The sequence below is a fragment of the Chryseobacterium sp. NG-CE01 genome (assembly GCF_055695505.1).
The window spans coordinates 3,707,383-3,724,692 of record NZ_CM146369.1; the positions used below are offsets into that span (position 1 = coordinate 3,707,383).

Sequence of the window (17,310 nt, forward strand, 5' to 3'; positions counted from 1 at the left end):
AATTATTATTGGTTAAGGAATTTTAGGACCTATATGATAATCTATTCCGTTTGCTTTTAACGCATCAAGAAATGGCTGTGAGGCACCTTTTTCCAAAATATATTCAACTTGATATCCTTGTTTTACCATGGCTGCATCCTTTGCAATATCAATTTTCGCCTGTTTATTCAAAGACATTTTTCCAGTTTTTAATTGTCCTGCATACATTTCATCAGGTTTGCTAATATCAATTTGTCTATTTGTATGAGGTGTTTTTACGGTTTCACTTTTTCCACCTAATTGATCACGGTATGCTTGCTCTCTCGCCAAACCATGCTGTGCATTTTTCATATTGGCATCATATTGCTTGCTCCATCTATCATAATCCCATTTACCTCCTCTTTTTTGGTATGCTTCCCATCGAGCAGCTTTATGTTCTGGTGTGCCCGCTTTTAATTTTGGTTTAGATGGTTTCTTTACAACCTGCTCTGCAATATCATCCACATATCCATCAGTAACTTTCGCAAGATCTGCACCTTCTTTTTTTGCCAATTGTTCTAACACTTCAGCAGTGCTGCGTTTTGCACCCGCTTCCAAAGCTTCTTTACCTGCCTTTTCCGCACTTTCTTCCAATGCTTCCCTCACAGCACGTTCTCCGGCCTCTTCAAGTACTTCTTTTCCGGCAACTTTGGTTCCTGTCAATGCCAAAGAACCTCCCGCAGTATATGCCGCTGCGACAGCATCAGGGACAAATTCACCAACGGTAGTTCCAATTTTTTGTGGGTTTTGCGCCACCCAGCTTCCTGCATCCTTTACACTCTGTACCGTTGCGTTGCCGGCATCTGCCCAATTCTGTCCGTCACTTGCCCAGTCCCAGGCTCCATCTGCGGCATTGCTCCAGTTTTCTCCTTTGCTTGCCCAATCATAGGCATTTCCGGCGCCTTCCCATGCTGCAGTAGCACCGTCTTTTATCATTCCGCCTAAGGCTTCGGCAGTTCCTACAGGATCTTGCCCTACCTGATAAAGAGTTTCACCTAAGCCGACAACACCATTTACAGCTCCTTCTACCAAACCCGTCCCCAGATCATCTATCCAGTCTGTTACTCCGGTTACCGGTTTCATCCAGTCGGGTAAGAAGCTGTCTCGGGCTTCCCTTGATTCTTTACTTTTCTGTTCCAGCCAGTCAAAGCCTTCTTTAATATATTCTGAAGGCATTTTTCCCTCTCCTAAACCGAAAGACACTGCTGCAGCCCTGTCGAAAAAGATATTTATTTTACCTCCAAATATACAATCACAATAGGAATCCTCCAAAAGCATTCTGCTTCCATTTATTTTCACTCCGTCTTTTGGCTTCTGCCATCCTGTAACCGTTGGCAGACAGGTAATTCCTGTCTGCCATTTCATAGGGCTGGAACAGAATCCCATCGGCTTTAGATTGAAAAATGGTAAAAAATCCAATTCTGAAGCCATAGGAACACTATAGATGGTAGTGTTCTTATTATTGCTCACTCTGAGGGTGGAAGGACTTGTACCTTTGTTACAAGCCGTAAAAGCCCCTTCTGGTACGTACTTTTTTGCCATGGTTTGTTATGTGGAGGTGGCTATTTTAACTACTTTACTTCTACGGAACTTATTTTCGGCATTGTTCAGATTTTCTTTCGTTTCTAAAACAATCCTGTCCGGAAATTTTAAAATCTCTGAAACTGCGCAATGAAAAAACGTTCCCATGCATTCCTGCTCACCAATGATATATTTTTCTCCTGAAAACGCGGTAAGTTCCAGTGCTTTGACATCAGAAAACAATAAAAAATATCGGTCATTTTGAAATACAATGTCTTCTAATATATAACTCATGCGGTAATCATTTTGAGTATATTTTTTTCTTCGTAATACATAGAACCGGGTATCTGCACCAGACTCATACACATACTCTGTGAGCTCCACGGCCAATCATCCAAAAGATATCTTTCAAGATATTTTAATTCTACCATTGTAGGAACACGGGGTCGGTTTTTGAGAATCCTCAGCATGGCTGTTACTTTATTCTGCTCAAAATTTTCTTCGTCAATTACTCCAGTCACATTAATTTCATACTTTCCCTCATCAGTTTCCGTAAGCACTTCGTCAGTTATAATCGGGATGTTTTTGGCTGCAATAAAATTGGGTATTTTACGATGCCCCTTAACCACTTCATTTTTCTTAAATTCTTTATTCTGAATTCCGGGAAATAACAATATATAAGGCATTGAATGTCGAAGTGTCTCAGATAATCTCTCGTCATCCTGTAATAATTTTTCAACCCCAGATATTAAAAGATTTTTGTAATTCTCGTCTTTATGTTTAAGGAAAATTTTTGGTTTTAAATCCTTCCATTTCATCTGAAGATCTTCCAGATTATGAATTTTCCCGAGCTGACCATTTTCATCAAGAGAAAAAACGACTTTCTCACGAAGCTCATGTAAATCGCCAACCCATTTAAACATACCCTCTGCATTGCTCTGTTTAAAGGAAGTTATTTCTACCGAAAATCTGTAGGTATCATTTTCGCTTTTAAATGCAGATGCTTTGAGATGAATCTCCACGAAATTCTCATTTCTCAATCCCTGAAACTGGCTTCGCTCCTCACGCAGAAGAATGAAATTTCTGGAACTTACAATTTGGTCATCACTATTCCACATTTTATCCCTTATTAATTTCAACGTCAGCCCCCTTAATATTTGTAGGTCCTGAGGAGGAAGAATTTATTTTAGCGGCATTCATGTTAATGTCTGCATCGATTTTAATTCCAGGACTTGCTGAAGCTTTCCCTAATTCAGTACTCGTTTTTCCAATCACTTTTACATTAAGACCTTCAATGGTTATATCACCGCCGGTCGTAAGTGTTATGGAACTGCTGCCGGTTTTAATTGTGATGTTTGTATCGCATTCTAAAGTAATATTTCCCGCACTATCCATCTTTAACATAGAATTTGCGCCACCACCTTCTTTTCCTCCTACATTTATAGAACTAACATTTCCTACATTTACGGTATTATTATTTCCAACAGTAACAGTCTTGTTGTTGTTTGCGTTGGTCGATGCATTTCCTGCTCCATCAAATTTCATGTTTGCTCCGCCCTGATCTGTCAAGAATACAGAACCTTCACCGTCATTCAGTTCCAGCTTATTTCCACTCCTGCTGCTTAAACTTTTGATGTTATTGCCAGCACCGCCTCCTGCACCTATTCCGCCATGAAACATCCCACCCATCACAAATGGCCGATCAGGATTCTGATGAACAAAATTCACAATCACCTGGTCACCGACCTCAGGAATTGCCATAAAACCACGATTTTTATTTACCTTGTCGCTGCTTCCCGCATCAGGAGTCATCACACGGATAAATTCTGAAGTATCCTGTCCGTTCTGCCAGTCAAACTGTACCTGAACCCTTCCCTGGTTTAGCGGATCTGTATTGGAGATCACTTTAGCAAACTGTGCTTCTGCTTTTGGAATTTCAAACTCAGGACGTGGAATATATCCTGAATCTGCAGCAATAGCTTCAAAACTTCCTGTGTAATACCCTCGTGCATCTACCTCGTGAATGACATCTGTTATCAATAATTTTGTAAAATACGATGTCTGGTTGGTGTCTGATTTTCTCATCTCGATATCGGCTGCGCACCCAGGATAAAGAAAAGGGACCGTTGTATTGCCCGTAGTGACAAAGACACCGGAAGCTTTGCTTCCTGCTGCCCCTTTTTGTGATGCTTCGACATCCATTGATGATGCAGCTTTAATGGGTGCAATTCTTAATGAGGGAGTAGTAAATGTCTTTTCAGATATTTCGTATGCCCGTCTTGCTATATCGGATACATGGCTTATTTTTGAATCTCCGGCAGTCAGCTTTTCATTTTTACTGCTGTTATAACCATAAAAGGATGGTTTAACATGTTGTGCCTGCATTGTTATCTGTATGTCGCTTACACTGCTTCCGTAGACAAGTCTTACAGGTTCCTCCTGTGGCGGGAGTTTACCGAAATGAAGAACTTCACCATCATAGAAAAACTGTTCACCATATGCTTCAGCTATTCTCGCTAAATAGTTGTAATGGGTTTCTTCGTATTGAGAGCTGTAGGAAATGTTCCCATAATTAGAATCAACACGGTAATCAAATTTACTTGCCCCAAGACCCTCTTTAATGACCTGATCTGCAATACTGTTCAAACTAATTTCCTGTCTTCCGCCAAAACTCTGAATATGTGGTGCGGCATCTAAAAGAATTGTTGGGCTGTAGCCTGTCAAAACAATATTACCCAAACTACCCTTTTCCTGACTAAAACCTACGGAAGTAATAACACCAACAAATATTCTCTCAGGCCCTTCCAAAACATCTTTATACTTAAAAACAGCAGTAAGCCGTTTCCCCAGGAAATTTTGAGCCTCTTCAAGATTGTGATTTTCGGAATTGCCTAACGTATCATGTGCTAAGGTGATGCTGAATTTGTGATGTTTTATGGCACTTTGAACGAGCTTAAAATGCTTGAAGTATTTTATTTCTTTCCCTTCGATAATGACATCGAGCTTCACAACCCGATTAATCCCTGAAATCTGACTTGTTGGGATTGCCGGCGCATTATGGATTTTCGAAGTTGGCTGGTTAGCCCACAGTTTATCCGATATCGTTGTAGGATTGTTTGAGTGAGTAAATTGACTCATGAACATTCCTGAAGCTGCTTGAACTGATCCTGCAAGATGTAAGACCCCAAGGCTATTTTGATGTACCCCAACCATTTTTTCTTCTGCTATAGTGATTGCCTGTCCTTTTACTGCTTTTAAAGGATCTGTATCATTGTGTTCCGATGGAACTTTAGATTTTGAAGATTTATTAATCTGAAGCATTTCATATTTCTCTATTCGTGAATTTGTTTTTTTATCTGACAAGAGAACGAATTAGATGTAAATTATACATATCTGCATCATCATTTCTCTAAACGGCAAAATAGCCTGCCTGATTAAGCATGCTATTTTGTTGTAATTGTAAATCTTTGGTAATGGAAAATTAAGCGCTTGGCCACATACCTTCGTAAGCGCCTCCTCCATAGTTGATTTTTTCTGCACTGACTACAAAGCTGATCAGCATTGAGTTTTCATCGACAGCATCAAATTCAACTTCGTGCTGGATGACATAACCATTTTCCCAGTTCAAGGTAATCAATGTTCCTTCTTCGTGAGATTTGTTAAATGTCACTTCACCTGAAGTTGGCTTGTATTTCCCATTTAGTAATGACTCAAGGATATCCGATTTCTCTGTTGCCTCAACCGTTAATTTGATAATTGCATTGGAAGGATCTGAAGCTACACGTCCTGAAACATCTGTAGATCTTGAAACGCTGTAATTAAGCTTTAATAATTTTTGTCCTTCTCCACCGTTGAATTTTAAGATTCCTCTTGAATTTGCGGCCATGATAAGTAAATTTTAATACGTTAATAATGTGTGAGTTGATTTGTATTTCAAAGATAATACGCTTTTAAATACGAAATTATTTTTTTCACTTTTTTTTGAAATTTGTAGTAATTCTACGATTTGTAAAAAATCTCCGTATGATCCTTGGAAAAAAAACAGAAAGATTGGATGTATTGATCAATAATGTCGGCATTACCGGAGTTATGTCGCAAGATGCCCTCACAGCGTCAGTTTCAGCGTTTGAAAAGTTCTGAATACAACTATACGGAACATTAAGATTGTTCAGTATTTTACGGACCTATCGGAAAAATCTAAGAATCAAAGAATGCCATGTGAGACAACAGATAATATTGTAGTAATAAAAAATAATCCCGGCTAACGTCGGGATTATTTTTAAGAATTTCCATCCATATAGTTTCGCTTTCCTACTTTCCTAATCACCTCTCCAGCCTTACAAATATTTATTAAAAAGTTTCTTTAAAGAATGCTTTTTATTTCATTAAAAACTACTTTTTTATAATGTTTTCTTAGCTTTCTTTCTAACTTTTTATTGCTCTTCAAATTTTGGGAAACATTCATCCCATTAAAGTATATTTTGGTCTTATTATTTTGCAGAGGAAATATAGTCATATTAATATTTCTCAAAGTATCTTTATCAATAATCAATTGATTTTTAATATATTTTCTGGCCCCACTGGTCGAATCAATTACACCTTTATAATAAATCGGTTTAACGGAATCAAACTCAATTCCATTTTCCTTTAATTTATTTATTACATTACCCTTATTGTAACTAACAACTATACTACATTTATAACATTTTAGATTTCCATTATTCATCGTATAATAAAAGCTTGGAGGCGGAGACTCAGCAATAAAAATAAACAAAGAAGGGATGAAAACGAAATATGGGTTTAGCTTGGTAATAAATATATGTTGAAATTTATTAATATTTTTTATTATATAATATGGAAATGGTAATAATAATACTACAAATAAATCCGAATAATCGATAATTCTCGTACTTTCAATAAAGGAATATTCATTATAGAAATCAATTAAATCTTGCGAATATTCACTTTTCCAAAATACAAAAATTATTAATGCAGCATAGACACTATTTTGTTTCAATTTTGGAAAAATAAATGCTAGAAAAAATGGAAATATTATTATACCGCAAATATCAGATAATTTTCCTGTAATGAAATTTGGATAAATAAACTTTAAAACCTGATCATTTACAAGTAATAATAATACTCCTAAAACGAAAACATAATTCGATAGTAAATACTTTTTATTATTTATGTTCATACATAGCTGCTTTGCTCAAAGTTACACATTATTTCATTCGGCCGGATTGTACCTTCTATGTGCAATTCGGAATCAGCATTGACCCGTCTGATCCCTGCATAGCTAACCTGCAGGCATCCCGAGGGATCCTTTGAAGCAGTACATGATACTTTCAAAGGCTCTTTGGTGTCTTGAAAATTCAGATCAAACGGTTTCACAATTGTGTCACCTGAAACTTTCCAGTCGGGGTGGCTGACTGAAAAATCTTTCTCGTTGATTACTTTGGAATTAGAACTTTTACCGCAGGATGCAGCAATGACAGGCAATAGGATAATGCCCACGATAATAATGTCAATATCGGGGTCCTATATTTCCAATTAATGAGTTCCTGTGCATGCTTTAAAGATGTTTTATAGCGCTCCAATGTTCACGGGGCAAAATACTGACCGACTAATGCTTCTACTTTATCATTATGCTCTTGAAAAGATAGGAATGAGCATTCTTTTCTCAATGTCAGTTCCAAGCCGTTTAGATTAACTCTCTGCTGTTACAATTGTTCATTGTATGATAACTTTAATTGTTTAATAATTTACTTTTTGTTACCACTTTTTGCAAGATGTACAATCGTTGGACTGCCTATTGGTCGGGTTTTTATTGATTTTTCGTGACCCATTTTTGTGATTTTGGAATGGGACACGAAATAGGACATATAAATCGTGACCTATTTTGTTTTTTTTGATACTGCGCTAAAACAAAAAAAGCTGTAAACATTGATGTTTACAGCGTTTTAGCTTATTTTGGTTTCTAACCTGGCGGAGAGTGAGGGATTTTGTACCCATTCCTCATGGCTTTATTGATAAGCGTTTGCTGTAGCATCTTTGTAAGTGGCCCTAAATAGGACATTGGCAAAAAGCGGCAAAATCCAATGTAATAATTTTACGTAGTAAAAATAGAGATTTTTGTTCGGATTGGCAAACATTTTTTTGAAAATTTAGTCAGTTACAAAGATCTCAAAGTATGAAATTACGAGACTGCGTTTCATAATTTAGCTGCAAGCCCTGACAAAATTATATAATTAAGAAAATCAGTATTTATGATTTTGAAATATATGTTGAGTATTAATGCTCAACATATATTTCAAAAAGTTTGGTACAATCTATTTTTTTGTTCTTTGTTGCTTCATATGAGGTTTTAATTCCCCCGCAAAATCCAGCATAACAACTTGACTTCCCTGAAACGGATTATACGACGGCTGGTAATCAATATAGCCCGAAGAATGCAGATTCTTCAGGCATTTATGATAGGTGGCTTTTGAGCGGATTTTACTGATACGCATCACTTCATCGCGGGAAATTCTGACCGGATTTCGGAAACGGCTGAAGTTCCAGAATTGGAATAAGGCTAAATAGAGGCTGATGTGTGATGGATTAAGCGTAGTATCCCGAGCCACCTTTTCATAAAAAACTGTAAGGTGTTTGATATAATTCATTGGTTTCAGTATTGAGAAATATCATTGCTTTTTCTTAAGTATTTCTTCGATGTCTTTGAAATTGTAATATATTGTCCCGCCGACTCGGGTACAAGATAATTTCCCGCTGTTGCGAAGGTTTTGCAATGTTCCGGAGGAAATTTTCAAAAGTGCTTTGACCTCTGAGGAGCGGAGCCATAATTTCTGTTGGGAAATCTTGATTTGAAAAAGGTTTTGTAGGTCTTCCAGCAGCTCGGTTTTAAACTCCTGAAGATCCTCTTTTGTTATGAGATTTATAATCATGATTGATTCTTTTTGAATATTACTAAAGCAAAATTGCGATATTGAAATCTCTAAAACAATAGTACTAAACTTTAAAAATGTACTTAAGATTAAAAACAATTAGTTTTAAAAGTATCGCTAATAAAAAAGATTGAAATGGTATAAAAAGTGGGCGTAGACAATACTACACGATCACTATCTCCTGTTCGTTAAGGAACTCTTTAAGCCCTGGGTAATATCATCATTTCTCTTAGTTACAGGGACAATTTGATTTATTTTGATTTATTTCGATTTTGTGATAGATCATGAGTAAATTCTAAATTCTCATTCACTTTTACTTCGCTCTACAAAATGATTAAATTCAAATAATTCTTTGGCGGCCTCGTCCCAGTTTTTTCTTGGGATCAATTGGAGGGTGACGAAAATGTCGGTCTTCTTGTTGTAAGAATCGATACGTTCCAGCCTGCCGCGATAATCCTGTTCAGCATGTCTATACAATGCATAGGGTAAGATCGTGTCAGTGGGATAGATATAAAACCGGGTGTAGTTCCAAGGTGAGTTGATCTCGAAACGTTTGTATTGTTTTCCAAACAAAATGGTATCAGATAACTTTCTTCTGTTCCTGTAATTGGCGATATGTTCTTTTGAAAAGACCGCACCTTCTTTCTTCTCCGATACCGATAGCGGTCTTTGTTTAAAGACAACTTTCGAAAAGATAGTTGCTTTATTTTCGGAAAGAAGCGGATAGTACAAGGAATCTTTTATCAGAAACAGTTGCTTGTTGATTTCGGGAAAGGTTCGGTCGGGAACTATCTCTATTAAATGATCTTCAGAATAGCTCATTTTAGAAATATGAAAACTCTGCATCTGGTCCAGACCCCTGGAGGCATCAAAATAAACGTTGGAGATCAGGTCAATTCCTCCTTTTTTGGATTTGATTTCCTTATGGCAGGAACTTACGATCAACATCGTCGTAAGCAATATAAAAGGTATCAATTTTATTTTCATCGTGTTGGATTTTAAAAAAGCGGTAGATCAGGAGTCCTGCCGCTTTCGGACATTGGTCAGATTTCTTTATCGTTTGATGCTTTGCTCTTTCACGTTATTTTTTTCGTGCCTGTTGTCCTGTTCCAAACCTTCCAGAGGTTTGTTGGCATTCAGCCGGGTCATATCGTTGTCATAAAGTTTTAGATTCCTGTACTGAGGATCAAGAACCGCTTTTCCTTCTACGAGGGAATCATCCTGCTTAAATTTTACTTTGACGATATTTCCTTTCTCCAGTGATTTTATAGTATTTTCTTTCCATTCCGGCTTGTCAAAAACCAGCTCCGCTTTTTCTACGATCTTGGCGGTATCCACGCCATAATTTTCGTAGAAGTTTTGAAAGTAATAGTTTCCCTTTTCGGTTTTTGGGTGACTGAAATCAAACTGCACAAAGGCGGTCCCTTCTTCCTTCGTCTTAGGATTCAGAAATTCATTTTTCACGCTGCGTCCTTCCAGAAGATTAATAGCTTCCTTAGCGGTAAAATTATTCTCTTTGCTTACCGGAAAATTGTGAGTACGCTCCTCGTTGTTCTCCATTGTTAGTTTGGCGTGGTAGGAGTTGAGAAAAATGCCACCTCTGTCTGTTTTGTTGAATTTCAGGGTAAAATCCACCTTATTGCCGGGCAGAACTTTGTCGGAACCGGTTTTAATTTCGAACTGCTGTTTTTTAGCAGCGATTCCTTTTTCTAAATCTTTATGAAGCTGTTCGCCTTCGCCGAAACCAAGGTACTTCATCTGGTCTTTCAGGTACTGGACCTGGTCGAAATCATTTTGTGTTTCCATAATGTTGTGGTTTTGATTGTTATATTTCACTTCGTCGATTGATAATGGCCTGTAAGCCGACATCTCTTCTTCGTCCAGGAACATTTTGATAATTTCACCTCCCGGCAATATAGAGTAGGCTTCTGCAAACTGCTGTTTTTGAAGTAAGCCATAAGCCAATTCGTATTTATCATTCTTAGATAGCTGGTGTCCATCAATGAAATCCGGTAGTTGTCTTAACTGTTGTTCAGTTAGCGAGTAATCGCCGCTGGTTGTTCCGAATTCTTTCTCTTCCGAGTAGCTTTCCCTTTGGTGTGGGCTGATGTTTAAGTCGTCCAGTATAAATTTTTGCTCTTTTGTAATAGTTCTGTGATTCAGCAAATCATTAATTTCCTGTTCATAGAGCTTTGGAGAAAGATGGCCGAGCTGGGCTTTTTCTTTTAGGTCGTTTTCTGCAAAGCTTTTAAATTCATTCAGGCTTTTTGGGTTTTCAGATCGGTCTTTCATGTCCGTCCACTCGTTTTTACCGTACGGTAATTTGTATTCCTGGGTCTGCAGATCATAGCTGTAGTAACTCCTGCCATTTGGACTTTTCAGGGAACCACTGCCATCATCATAGTCGTTCCAGCTCCAGCCTTTTGGAAGATCTGATGCGGGTGTTAGGTGTTCTCCCAGTTGAGTACTGAGATTTTGACGGTTAATGAGTCCGTTTTGGGATGGTTTCATTTCCGTATGGATGGGGCGTAGATCAAAAGGCTGACCATCTAGCTGGTAGTCAAAAGTGTATCCGACCGCTTCACATTCTTCCTGGAACGTTTTACAATCCTTGTAATCAAGTCCAAAGCAGGCTTCCTTTTTCTGCCATTTATCCAGAACTGTCTTTAATTCTTCCGGAACTTTGTTGTATTCTTCAAATAAATCCATTTTTACATTTGTTAGGTAAGGTTTACATATTTTTTAGGAATGGTAAAGGCCAAGGATTATCTCCTGAATCTTCGTTTTTCTTCCTGCTGCTGTTCCTCATTCTCCCGTACCCGATTAGCGTCTTCATACCGATCCCTGTCGTTGACATTTATCTGAACATCGGAATTAATAGAGTTTCGCATTCTTTTATCTTCTATAGAGATTCTTGTCACGGAATCGAGTTTCCTGGAAAAAATATTGATGTCATTCGCAATTGCCTTGGCAATCTCCGGGTATTGGTCGATTTTGTCAGAGAGGTAATTTTTCAGCTTCTGCAGTTCGGACTTATATCGGCCCAGTTCCTGCAGATCCTTCTGATCTGCGATTATAGCGGTGAGTTCGGTGGCATTTTTAATACAATCGAATTCCACTGTTTTGTTGTTTTCCTTATCGAAAATGAACGCTTTCTTTTCGATGTTCCAATCAGCCGGAGATTTTGACAGGTCTTTAATATCCGTATATTGGACCTTTTCTTTGCTTTGTTTCAGAATCTCCGACAGGCTTTTGTCCCTTTCAAGAAAGATGACCTTTAGCTGCATATTATTGTCGGTGAGCTGAAAAGTAGCACGGTTCCTGTCATTGTCTGCGACGATCGTGTAACCCTGTAGAAACTTTCGGACATCTTCAGTACTTAATTTTTCGGAAAATGTCAGGTCTTCTTTGATGATGCCGTAAGTTTTCAGGTCTTCGGTCGGTAAATTGTGATTTTCCATATAATGATGTTTTTTATGTTAGGGTATAAGAGTATTTAGTTGTGATAATCTGCAGCAAGCCGATCATTCGCTTGGATAAGCTCATTGAGAAAACGGATAGGATTAATGTATTTATCGTTTTCTCGGACGGCGAAGTGCAGGTGCGCTCCTGTTGAATTTCCGGAATTTCCGCTTTTTGCGATTACGAATCCCGCTTTAACGAACTCACCGGCTTTATAATAGATTTCTGAGAGATGCAGGTAGGCTGTTTCAAAGCGGTTATAATGTTTTACTTTGATAAAGTAGCCTCCACCCATCGGATCCCAGCCGGTTTCGGTGACGATTCCATCCATCACAGCATATACATTTTCATAGTAAGCTTTCAGGTCGATGCCATTGTGCATTCTGAATGTTCCGGAAATTGGATGCACTCTTGTGCCGTAGGGTGATGTAACGGAAATTGATCTGTCCAGCGGCATCGTAATCTTTGGATATTCATCTTCTGCCGATCTCTTTCTGAAATCATGCGGTGCCTTGTTAATAAATTGACCTTGAAGTTCCAAGATTAATGAATCCTTCAATTTTTGCATATCCCATTTTTTGCTGTTGGATATGGAATTTTCTTTAATCATAGTTTTCAGGGAATCCAATTCTTTTTTCAGGTCAACTTTACGTGTTCCATTCAATAGATTCTTCCAGAATTTCTTGCCCGTTTGCTTTTTCAGATTCTTAGTCTCTTCTTTCTTGTTCGCTACCTGAGGATGTTCTGTTTTATGTGGAGATGCAGGCGTAATCGTATTGAATTGACCATATACAAAGCAATGGAAGGAAAAGAGCAATCCGACAACAACATATGTTTTAAATGTTTTCATTAGACTGATTTTATTAATTCATTGACAATGAGTTCCACTTCCTTGTTGATCTTCCGGAAATTGGTCATCAGAATTTCCTCTTTCCGGTCTCTTCCCGTTTTGTCCGTGAATGAATAGTAGACCGGCATCGGAACGTAGTTCTGTTCTTCGTCTCGAATGGCTTTCATATCCAGACTGATCTTTCCGTGAATGGCCGATGTCTTGTATTCAGCCGTATCGTTTTCTTCGCCTTGAGCAATCATCCCGACCATTTCCCCTGTTTTCAGGGCTGCAATCTTTCCGGCGGGAATCATATGATCCATCTTTTCATTAATGCTGGTTGTGGTGCCTTGCTGCGAGATGGATTGGGAGTAGGATTTCTGCTTGATCTTCCCGAATAGTTTTTCCAGCCAATCCAGCGTATTTTTATCCCTCGCCGAACCGGCAAGGATATTTCCGACAATGGCAGAAATGGTATCCGCCACTTCCTTTTTGTAGAACTGCCTTAGCTGCGGGATTTCCTGAAGACCGAGCAAGACAGCCACCCTGTTGCTTCGAGCGGTTGCCACCACATTATCGATCTTATGAATATAAATGGTTGGAAATTCGTCTGCGACAATGCCTCCCGGCACGTTATGCTTGGAATTGATCAGTCGCAAGGTTCGGTTTAACACCGATGAATACAAAGCAGAATTAATATCCTGTTTTCCTGGGTCTGAAGCTAAGATCAGGATGGACGGGTTCTCCCGGTCGGTAATCTTCAGTTCCACTTCATCGCCTGAAAACACCCAGAAGCTTTCTTTGGTTGCCAGTCGGGACAGGAATATTTTCAGTGTTCCGATCTGTCCTTCCAATTGGTCGAAAGCTTTATTGTCATAAGCTGTTTTGAATGGAGACAGTAGAGAACCGATCTCTTCATTGGTGAACAGTGTATCAAAAATTTCCTGGTAGCTTCGGTTCATAAAGGCAAGAATATGGGGAAGATCCGAATATTTCCCATTTTCCAGTCTGGCAAAAAAGTAAATACAGGATGAAAGGAAGTTGATGGCAGATTGGGTAAAGAATGCATCCGAGCCGCCGCCCGAACTGCTTCCGCCTTTTTGTAATGAGGACACCATCGATTCTGCCATTTCCTGCGCTTCAGCCAAAGTCTGAATATACTTTTTATGAAAAGGATTGACCCGTTTTGATTTTTCGACCTCGTTCAGATTGATGATGTGAAACTGGTAATTGTATCCCGAATCTTTGCTTTTCTTGATTAAATAATGATAATAAGCGATCTGCGCAAGGTCCGGAAACTTGAAGTCATAGATGCACAGGCAGAAACCTTTGGCGATCATCTGCCGGATAGCAGGGTTGATCACTCCGAAGGACTTTCCGCTTCCAGGTGTTCCGATCACTGTTGTTCCACGGAACGGATTGATGTTGATCCAGCCTTTATTGATTTTACCATTATACCGGAACAGGTAAGGGATATTAATACTTGTATCGGTATTAACCAGCTCTTTGTTCTGGTCAAATGATTCTTCTTCCACATTCCATCGGTCTTTCCCCATTTTCTGCTGCATCATCTTGGAAATGCTGTCGGCACCCATCTGAAGGATAACTGCTCCCAGAAAGGAGAGAACTGCGTAGAAGACCTGATAAAGATTCATTCCCGGGAATATTTTGGGAAGTTCGGTGTTTCCTGCTTTTTCCTGCCAGATCAATGCGCTGAACATCATTGCCAGTCCCAAAACCATTGGAATGATGATTCCGGTAGCAATATTGAGATCTTTCTTTTTCTTAGCTTTGGTTCCTACTGCCACCAATCCTATTAAAACCAATGTGGCAAACTTGGCATTGATCGGAGGATAGATAAAACTCATTTTTGAGAAGTTCTTCAGAAGATTGGAAACAACAGGGACGTCGGCATTCAGGTAAAACAGAGAAGCACAATCTAATGCTACCACAGCATAGACTGCCTTTTGCAGGAATCCGTAGATTTTGATCTGATGTTGTTGTTCTTGCATTTTCTTTAATTAAAAAATTAAGTGATTAGGAGATCTAAAAATTGGGACAGGCCCTGCCTGTTAGAAGGTGTCGGCTTTAAGAATATCCGAGTAGTTTACTTTCATTTCGATGGTCCTTCCGGATAGCTGTTCCTCGATAAGACGGATCATCATCACCTTGGAATTGGGATAGGTGAACTTTTTGAACACGTAAATATTCCTGAAGTTCTTCCTGAAATGCTTTTGCGCGTTCACCTGAAACACCGGTGTCATTTCAATGCTCTGATTATTGGTGGTCTTGTGGATCTTTTTATCTTCAATAGAAAACTTAAGGGCCTCCAGATCATAACTTAGGTTGGAAATGTTTTTAAAGGTCATATCCAGGAAAATATAATCTCCCATAACATATACATTATTGAGCTGCATACCGAGATTTAGGCTGTTTTCAGTTCGTACCGGCTTTTTATCGGCCTTCTTCTGAATAATATCTAGGGCAAACTTCCTGAGTTCACGGTTCGAGAAACTCATTTTATCGAACTCGATAGGCTGCATGGCTTCGGGCTGGATGTGGATATTGGTAACCGTATTTAGATTATCCGCATTTCTATACACCGCTTTATACTGCGCGATGAACGATTGACCGACAACGGTGATAATGCCCACCGTATCGCCGCTGAAAAAATGAAAGGATTGTTTTTTCTTATCCTTTTCAGAGATGGGATTATCGGTAATTTTTATTCTCGCAATATTTGGTGCCGGCAGATCACCGGTCAGTTGAGCGGTGGACAAATCAACATACTGAATCGGTTCCGGTGAGATCATATGAAGGTTAATCCCTTCGGTAATTTCAAGTTCCGGCAGATTAGAAATAATCTGCTCAGGGATAGCGGTTTGTGCTCTTAACGATTGCGCGGTGAACAGCAGCAGGCTGTATAATAAGGTTTTCATCATTTTATTGATTTTGTTTGTTCTGTGATTCTTTGAGTTGTTTTTCGTCGATCAGGAATACATAGGAGTTGTACTTCAGCTTGGCTTTATTGGTTTTGATGAGATTGGCGATGGATTTTGATGTGGAAGTAAACAACTTGGAACCGATGCTGGTAAAGAAGCCCTGTCCGCCCATATCCAGCTGCGTTCCCTGAACCGAATTGCTTCCCATTTCGCGGATCATATCCCGGAACACGCTTTGCGGAACATATAAACCCTTCATCCCGTCCACATCGTAAATAGATAGGTTAACGGGAAAGATCTCTCCCTGGGTAAATACCGATACGATCTTAAGGTCAACCCTTTGCATGGAAAATCCGGAAATCTGCCCATAGAGAATAGAACCCTTGCTGATCTTTCGGTTGCTGACAAAAATGTCCTCCAGTAAACGGAACCTGATCCGGCTGCCGAGAAAGCCTTTGTTGTTTTCGTCTATCACTGCCTTGATAAAGCTGTTCTCATGTTCTTTATAGAATGCATTGAACACATCCTTGATTCCTGACTTGCTGACATTGAAGGTGGAGTTAAGAAACTCGTCCATCTTTTCCTTATTGGCTTTCAGCTGCTGTTCAGCTGCCAATTTGCTTTGGTATTCCGGGTCTCTCGCTTTTTCCAGGGAATCCATCACGAGCATCTGCTGCTTCAGGTATTTGACCGGATCAGGATGAACGCTTTGTGTCGCCTTAGGGCTTTCAGCTAAGATATTAGGTTCCGCTCTTCCGTATGATTTGTCATTCAGCATGCGGATCATTTCCGCTGACCTTTTATAATCTTTATCCTCACTACGCTGTTTAAAATCATAATAGGATGAAAGCTTTTCTTTGGGCTGGTATCGATTTTGCCTTGAGGATACCGTTTTAAGAGAATCAATTTTTCTTTTTTGTGCTAACGACAGCTGGTCATCATAGTTCAGCAGGCTGTCCTGTTCTTGATCCAGTCCTTCCAGCATCGTACGATTATCATCTTTCCTGAAGAATGCATCGTAGGCATCATTTTTATTCATAATCGAATCCTTCGTTTCACCGAATGAAAGGGATAGCTCCTTGGGCTTGTCTTTTGGCTTATCCTCTTTCGAGAACTCCGCACCTACGTACCCAAAAAGAAGCAGGAACGGCAGAGCCAAAAGCGGCAGCACATATTTTTTCTGTCTGAAATTAATCTTCTTCATTGCGTTTTGATTTTTTTATAACTGCTAAGGGTGTTACCGGTTATTTTTTAATTGCTGGTATCGGTTAAACAGAAACTCGATCCTCAGGCTGTCTTCTTTTTGTAAAGCATTCCGGTCTCTTTTTTCTTTCAGTAATTTCAGCTCGCCGACGATCTTTTCCATTGCCTTATCCTGACCGGAAGCCTTATTCTGACCGATTTCATTTTTGGAATAAAGAACCGGCGGCTTTATACTAAAAGTTGTTTCAGAAGGGAAGAAGATTCCCTGTATCAGCGAGCCTATAAATGAGACCGAAAGAATGATCATTGAATACATAAAGAACCTTTTCGGATTTTTAGCCACACGTTCCAGCCACTTTTTGCCGGTTTGTTTTAGAAAAGCATTCAT

General features: G+C 39.1%; 17 protein-coding genes. All 17 read right to left on the reverse strand.

Translation table 11 applies throughout. The annotated features are described in order from the left end of the window. Nucleotides 1-12: 12 nt before the first annotated feature. The 17 genes from ACYT6F_RS17025 to ACYT6F_RS17105 all read right to left on the reverse strand — a co-directional run bounded on the left by ACYT6F_RS17025 (nt 13) and on the right by ACYT6F_RS17105 (nt 17,310). On the reverse strand, nt 13-1,560 hold the full coding sequence (locus tag ACYT6F_RS17025; protein ID WP_472598817.1) for a PAAR-like protein: 1,548 nt from the start codon (nt 1,558-1,560) through the stop codon (nt 13-15). A gap of 6 nt (nt 1,561-1,566) precedes the next feature. Beyond that, a complete protein-coding gene (locus ACYT6F_RS17030) occupies nt 1,567-1,833 on the reverse strand; it encodes a hypothetical protein (RefSeq protein ID WP_472598818.1) in 267 nt (88 codons plus the stop codon). Beyond that, on the reverse strand, nt 1,830-2,657 hold the full coding sequence (locus ACYT6F_RS17035; protein ID WP_472598819.1) for a hypothetical protein: 828 nt from the start codon (nt 2,655-2,657) through the stop codon (nt 1,830-1,832). Before ACYT6F_RS17035 ends, ACYT6F_RS17030 begins: the two co-directional genes overlap by 4 nt. A gap of 1 nt (nt 2,658) precedes the next feature. After that, nucleotides 2,659-4,677 (reverse strand): type VI secretion system Vgr family protein, encoded by a 2,019-nt coding sequence (locus tag ACYT6F_RS17040; RefSeq protein WP_472601134.1) that lies wholly within the window; start codon nt 4,675-4,677, stop codon nt 2,659-2,661. Between the two features lie 343 nt (nt 4,678-5,020). Next, nucleotides 5,021-5,425, reverse strand: a complete 405-nt coding sequence (gene tssD / locus ACYT6F_RS17045; protein WP_472598820.1) for a type VI secretion system tube protein TssD — start codon at nt 5,423-5,425, stop codon at nt 5,021-5,023. Nucleotides 5,426-5,902: 477 nt separating this feature from the next. Continuing rightward, entirely contained in the window at nt 5,903-6,736 is an 834-nt protein-coding gene (locus ACYT6F_RS17050; RefSeq protein WP_472598821.1) for a hypothetical protein, read from the reverse strand. After that, the gene (locus tag ACYT6F_RS17055) at nt 6,733-7,056 is read right to left on the reverse strand and encodes a hypothetical protein (RefSeq protein ID WP_472598822.1); all 324 of its coding nucleotides are present in this window, start codon (nt 7,054-7,056) and stop codon (nt 6,733-6,735) included. The genes ACYT6F_RS17050 and ACYT6F_RS17055 overlap by 4 nt, the downstream gene beginning before the upstream one ends. 815 nt (nt 7,057-7,871) lie before the next feature. Beyond that, complete coding sequence (locus tag ACYT6F_RS17060; RefSeq protein ID WP_472598823.1) at nt 7,872-8,204, reverse strand: hypothetical protein; 333 nt, start codon at nt 8,202-8,204, stop codon at nt 7,872-7,874. Between the two features lie 21 nt (nt 8,205-8,225). Then, complete coding sequence (locus ACYT6F_RS17065) at nt 8,226-8,486, reverse strand: helix-turn-helix domain-containing protein (RefSeq protein ID WP_472598824.1); 261 nt, start codon at nt 8,484-8,486, stop codon at nt 8,226-8,228. A 303-nt stretch (nt 8,487-8,789) separates the two neighbouring features. Then, on the reverse strand, nt 8,790-9,473 hold the full coding sequence (locus ACYT6F_RS17070) for a hypothetical protein (RefSeq protein WP_472598825.1): 684 nt from the start codon (nt 9,471-9,473) through the stop codon (nt 8,790-8,792). A 66-nt stretch (nt 9,474-9,539) separates the two neighbouring features. After that, nucleotides 9,540-11,195, reverse strand: a complete 1,656-nt coding sequence (locus tag ACYT6F_RS17075) for a hypothetical protein (protein ID WP_472598826.1) — start codon at nt 11,193-11,195, stop codon at nt 9,540-9,542. Between the two features lie 56 nt (nt 11,196-11,251). After that, on the reverse strand, nt 11,252-11,947 hold the full coding sequence (locus tag ACYT6F_RS17080) for a hypothetical protein (RefSeq protein ID WP_472598827.1): 696 nt from the start codon (nt 11,945-11,947) through the stop codon (nt 11,252-11,254). A gap of 35 nt (nt 11,948-11,982) precedes the next feature. Next, nucleotides 11,983-12,798, reverse strand: coding sequence for a M23 family metallopeptidase (locus tag ACYT6F_RS17085; RefSeq protein ID WP_472598828.1), 816 nt, complete (start codon nt 12,796-12,798; stop codon nt 11,983-11,985). Further along, nucleotides 12,798-14,789, reverse strand: coding sequence for a type IV secretion system DNA-binding domain-containing protein (locus ACYT6F_RS17090; protein WP_472598829.1), 1,992 nt, complete (start codon nt 14,787-14,789; stop codon nt 12,798-12,800). The genes ACYT6F_RS17085 and ACYT6F_RS17090 overlap by 1 nt, the downstream gene beginning before the upstream one ends. Before the next feature lie 60 nt (nt 14,790-14,849). Then, the gene (gene traN / locus ACYT6F_RS17095) at nt 14,850-15,716 is read right to left on the reverse strand and encodes a conjugative transposon protein TraN (protein ID WP_472601135.1); all 867 of its coding nucleotides are present in this window, start codon (nt 15,714-15,716) and stop codon (nt 14,850-14,852) included. 4 nt (nt 15,717-15,720) lie between these two features. Further along, complete coding sequence (gene traM / locus ACYT6F_RS17100) at nt 15,721-16,923, reverse strand: conjugative transposon protein TraM (protein WP_472598830.1); 1,203 nt, start codon at nt 16,921-16,923, stop codon at nt 15,721-15,723. A gap of 33 nt (nt 16,924-16,956) precedes the next feature. Continuing rightward, nucleotides 16,957-17,310, reverse strand: a complete 354-nt coding sequence (locus tag ACYT6F_RS17105; protein WP_472598831.1) for a hypothetical protein — start codon at nt 17,308-17,310, stop codon at nt 16,957-16,959.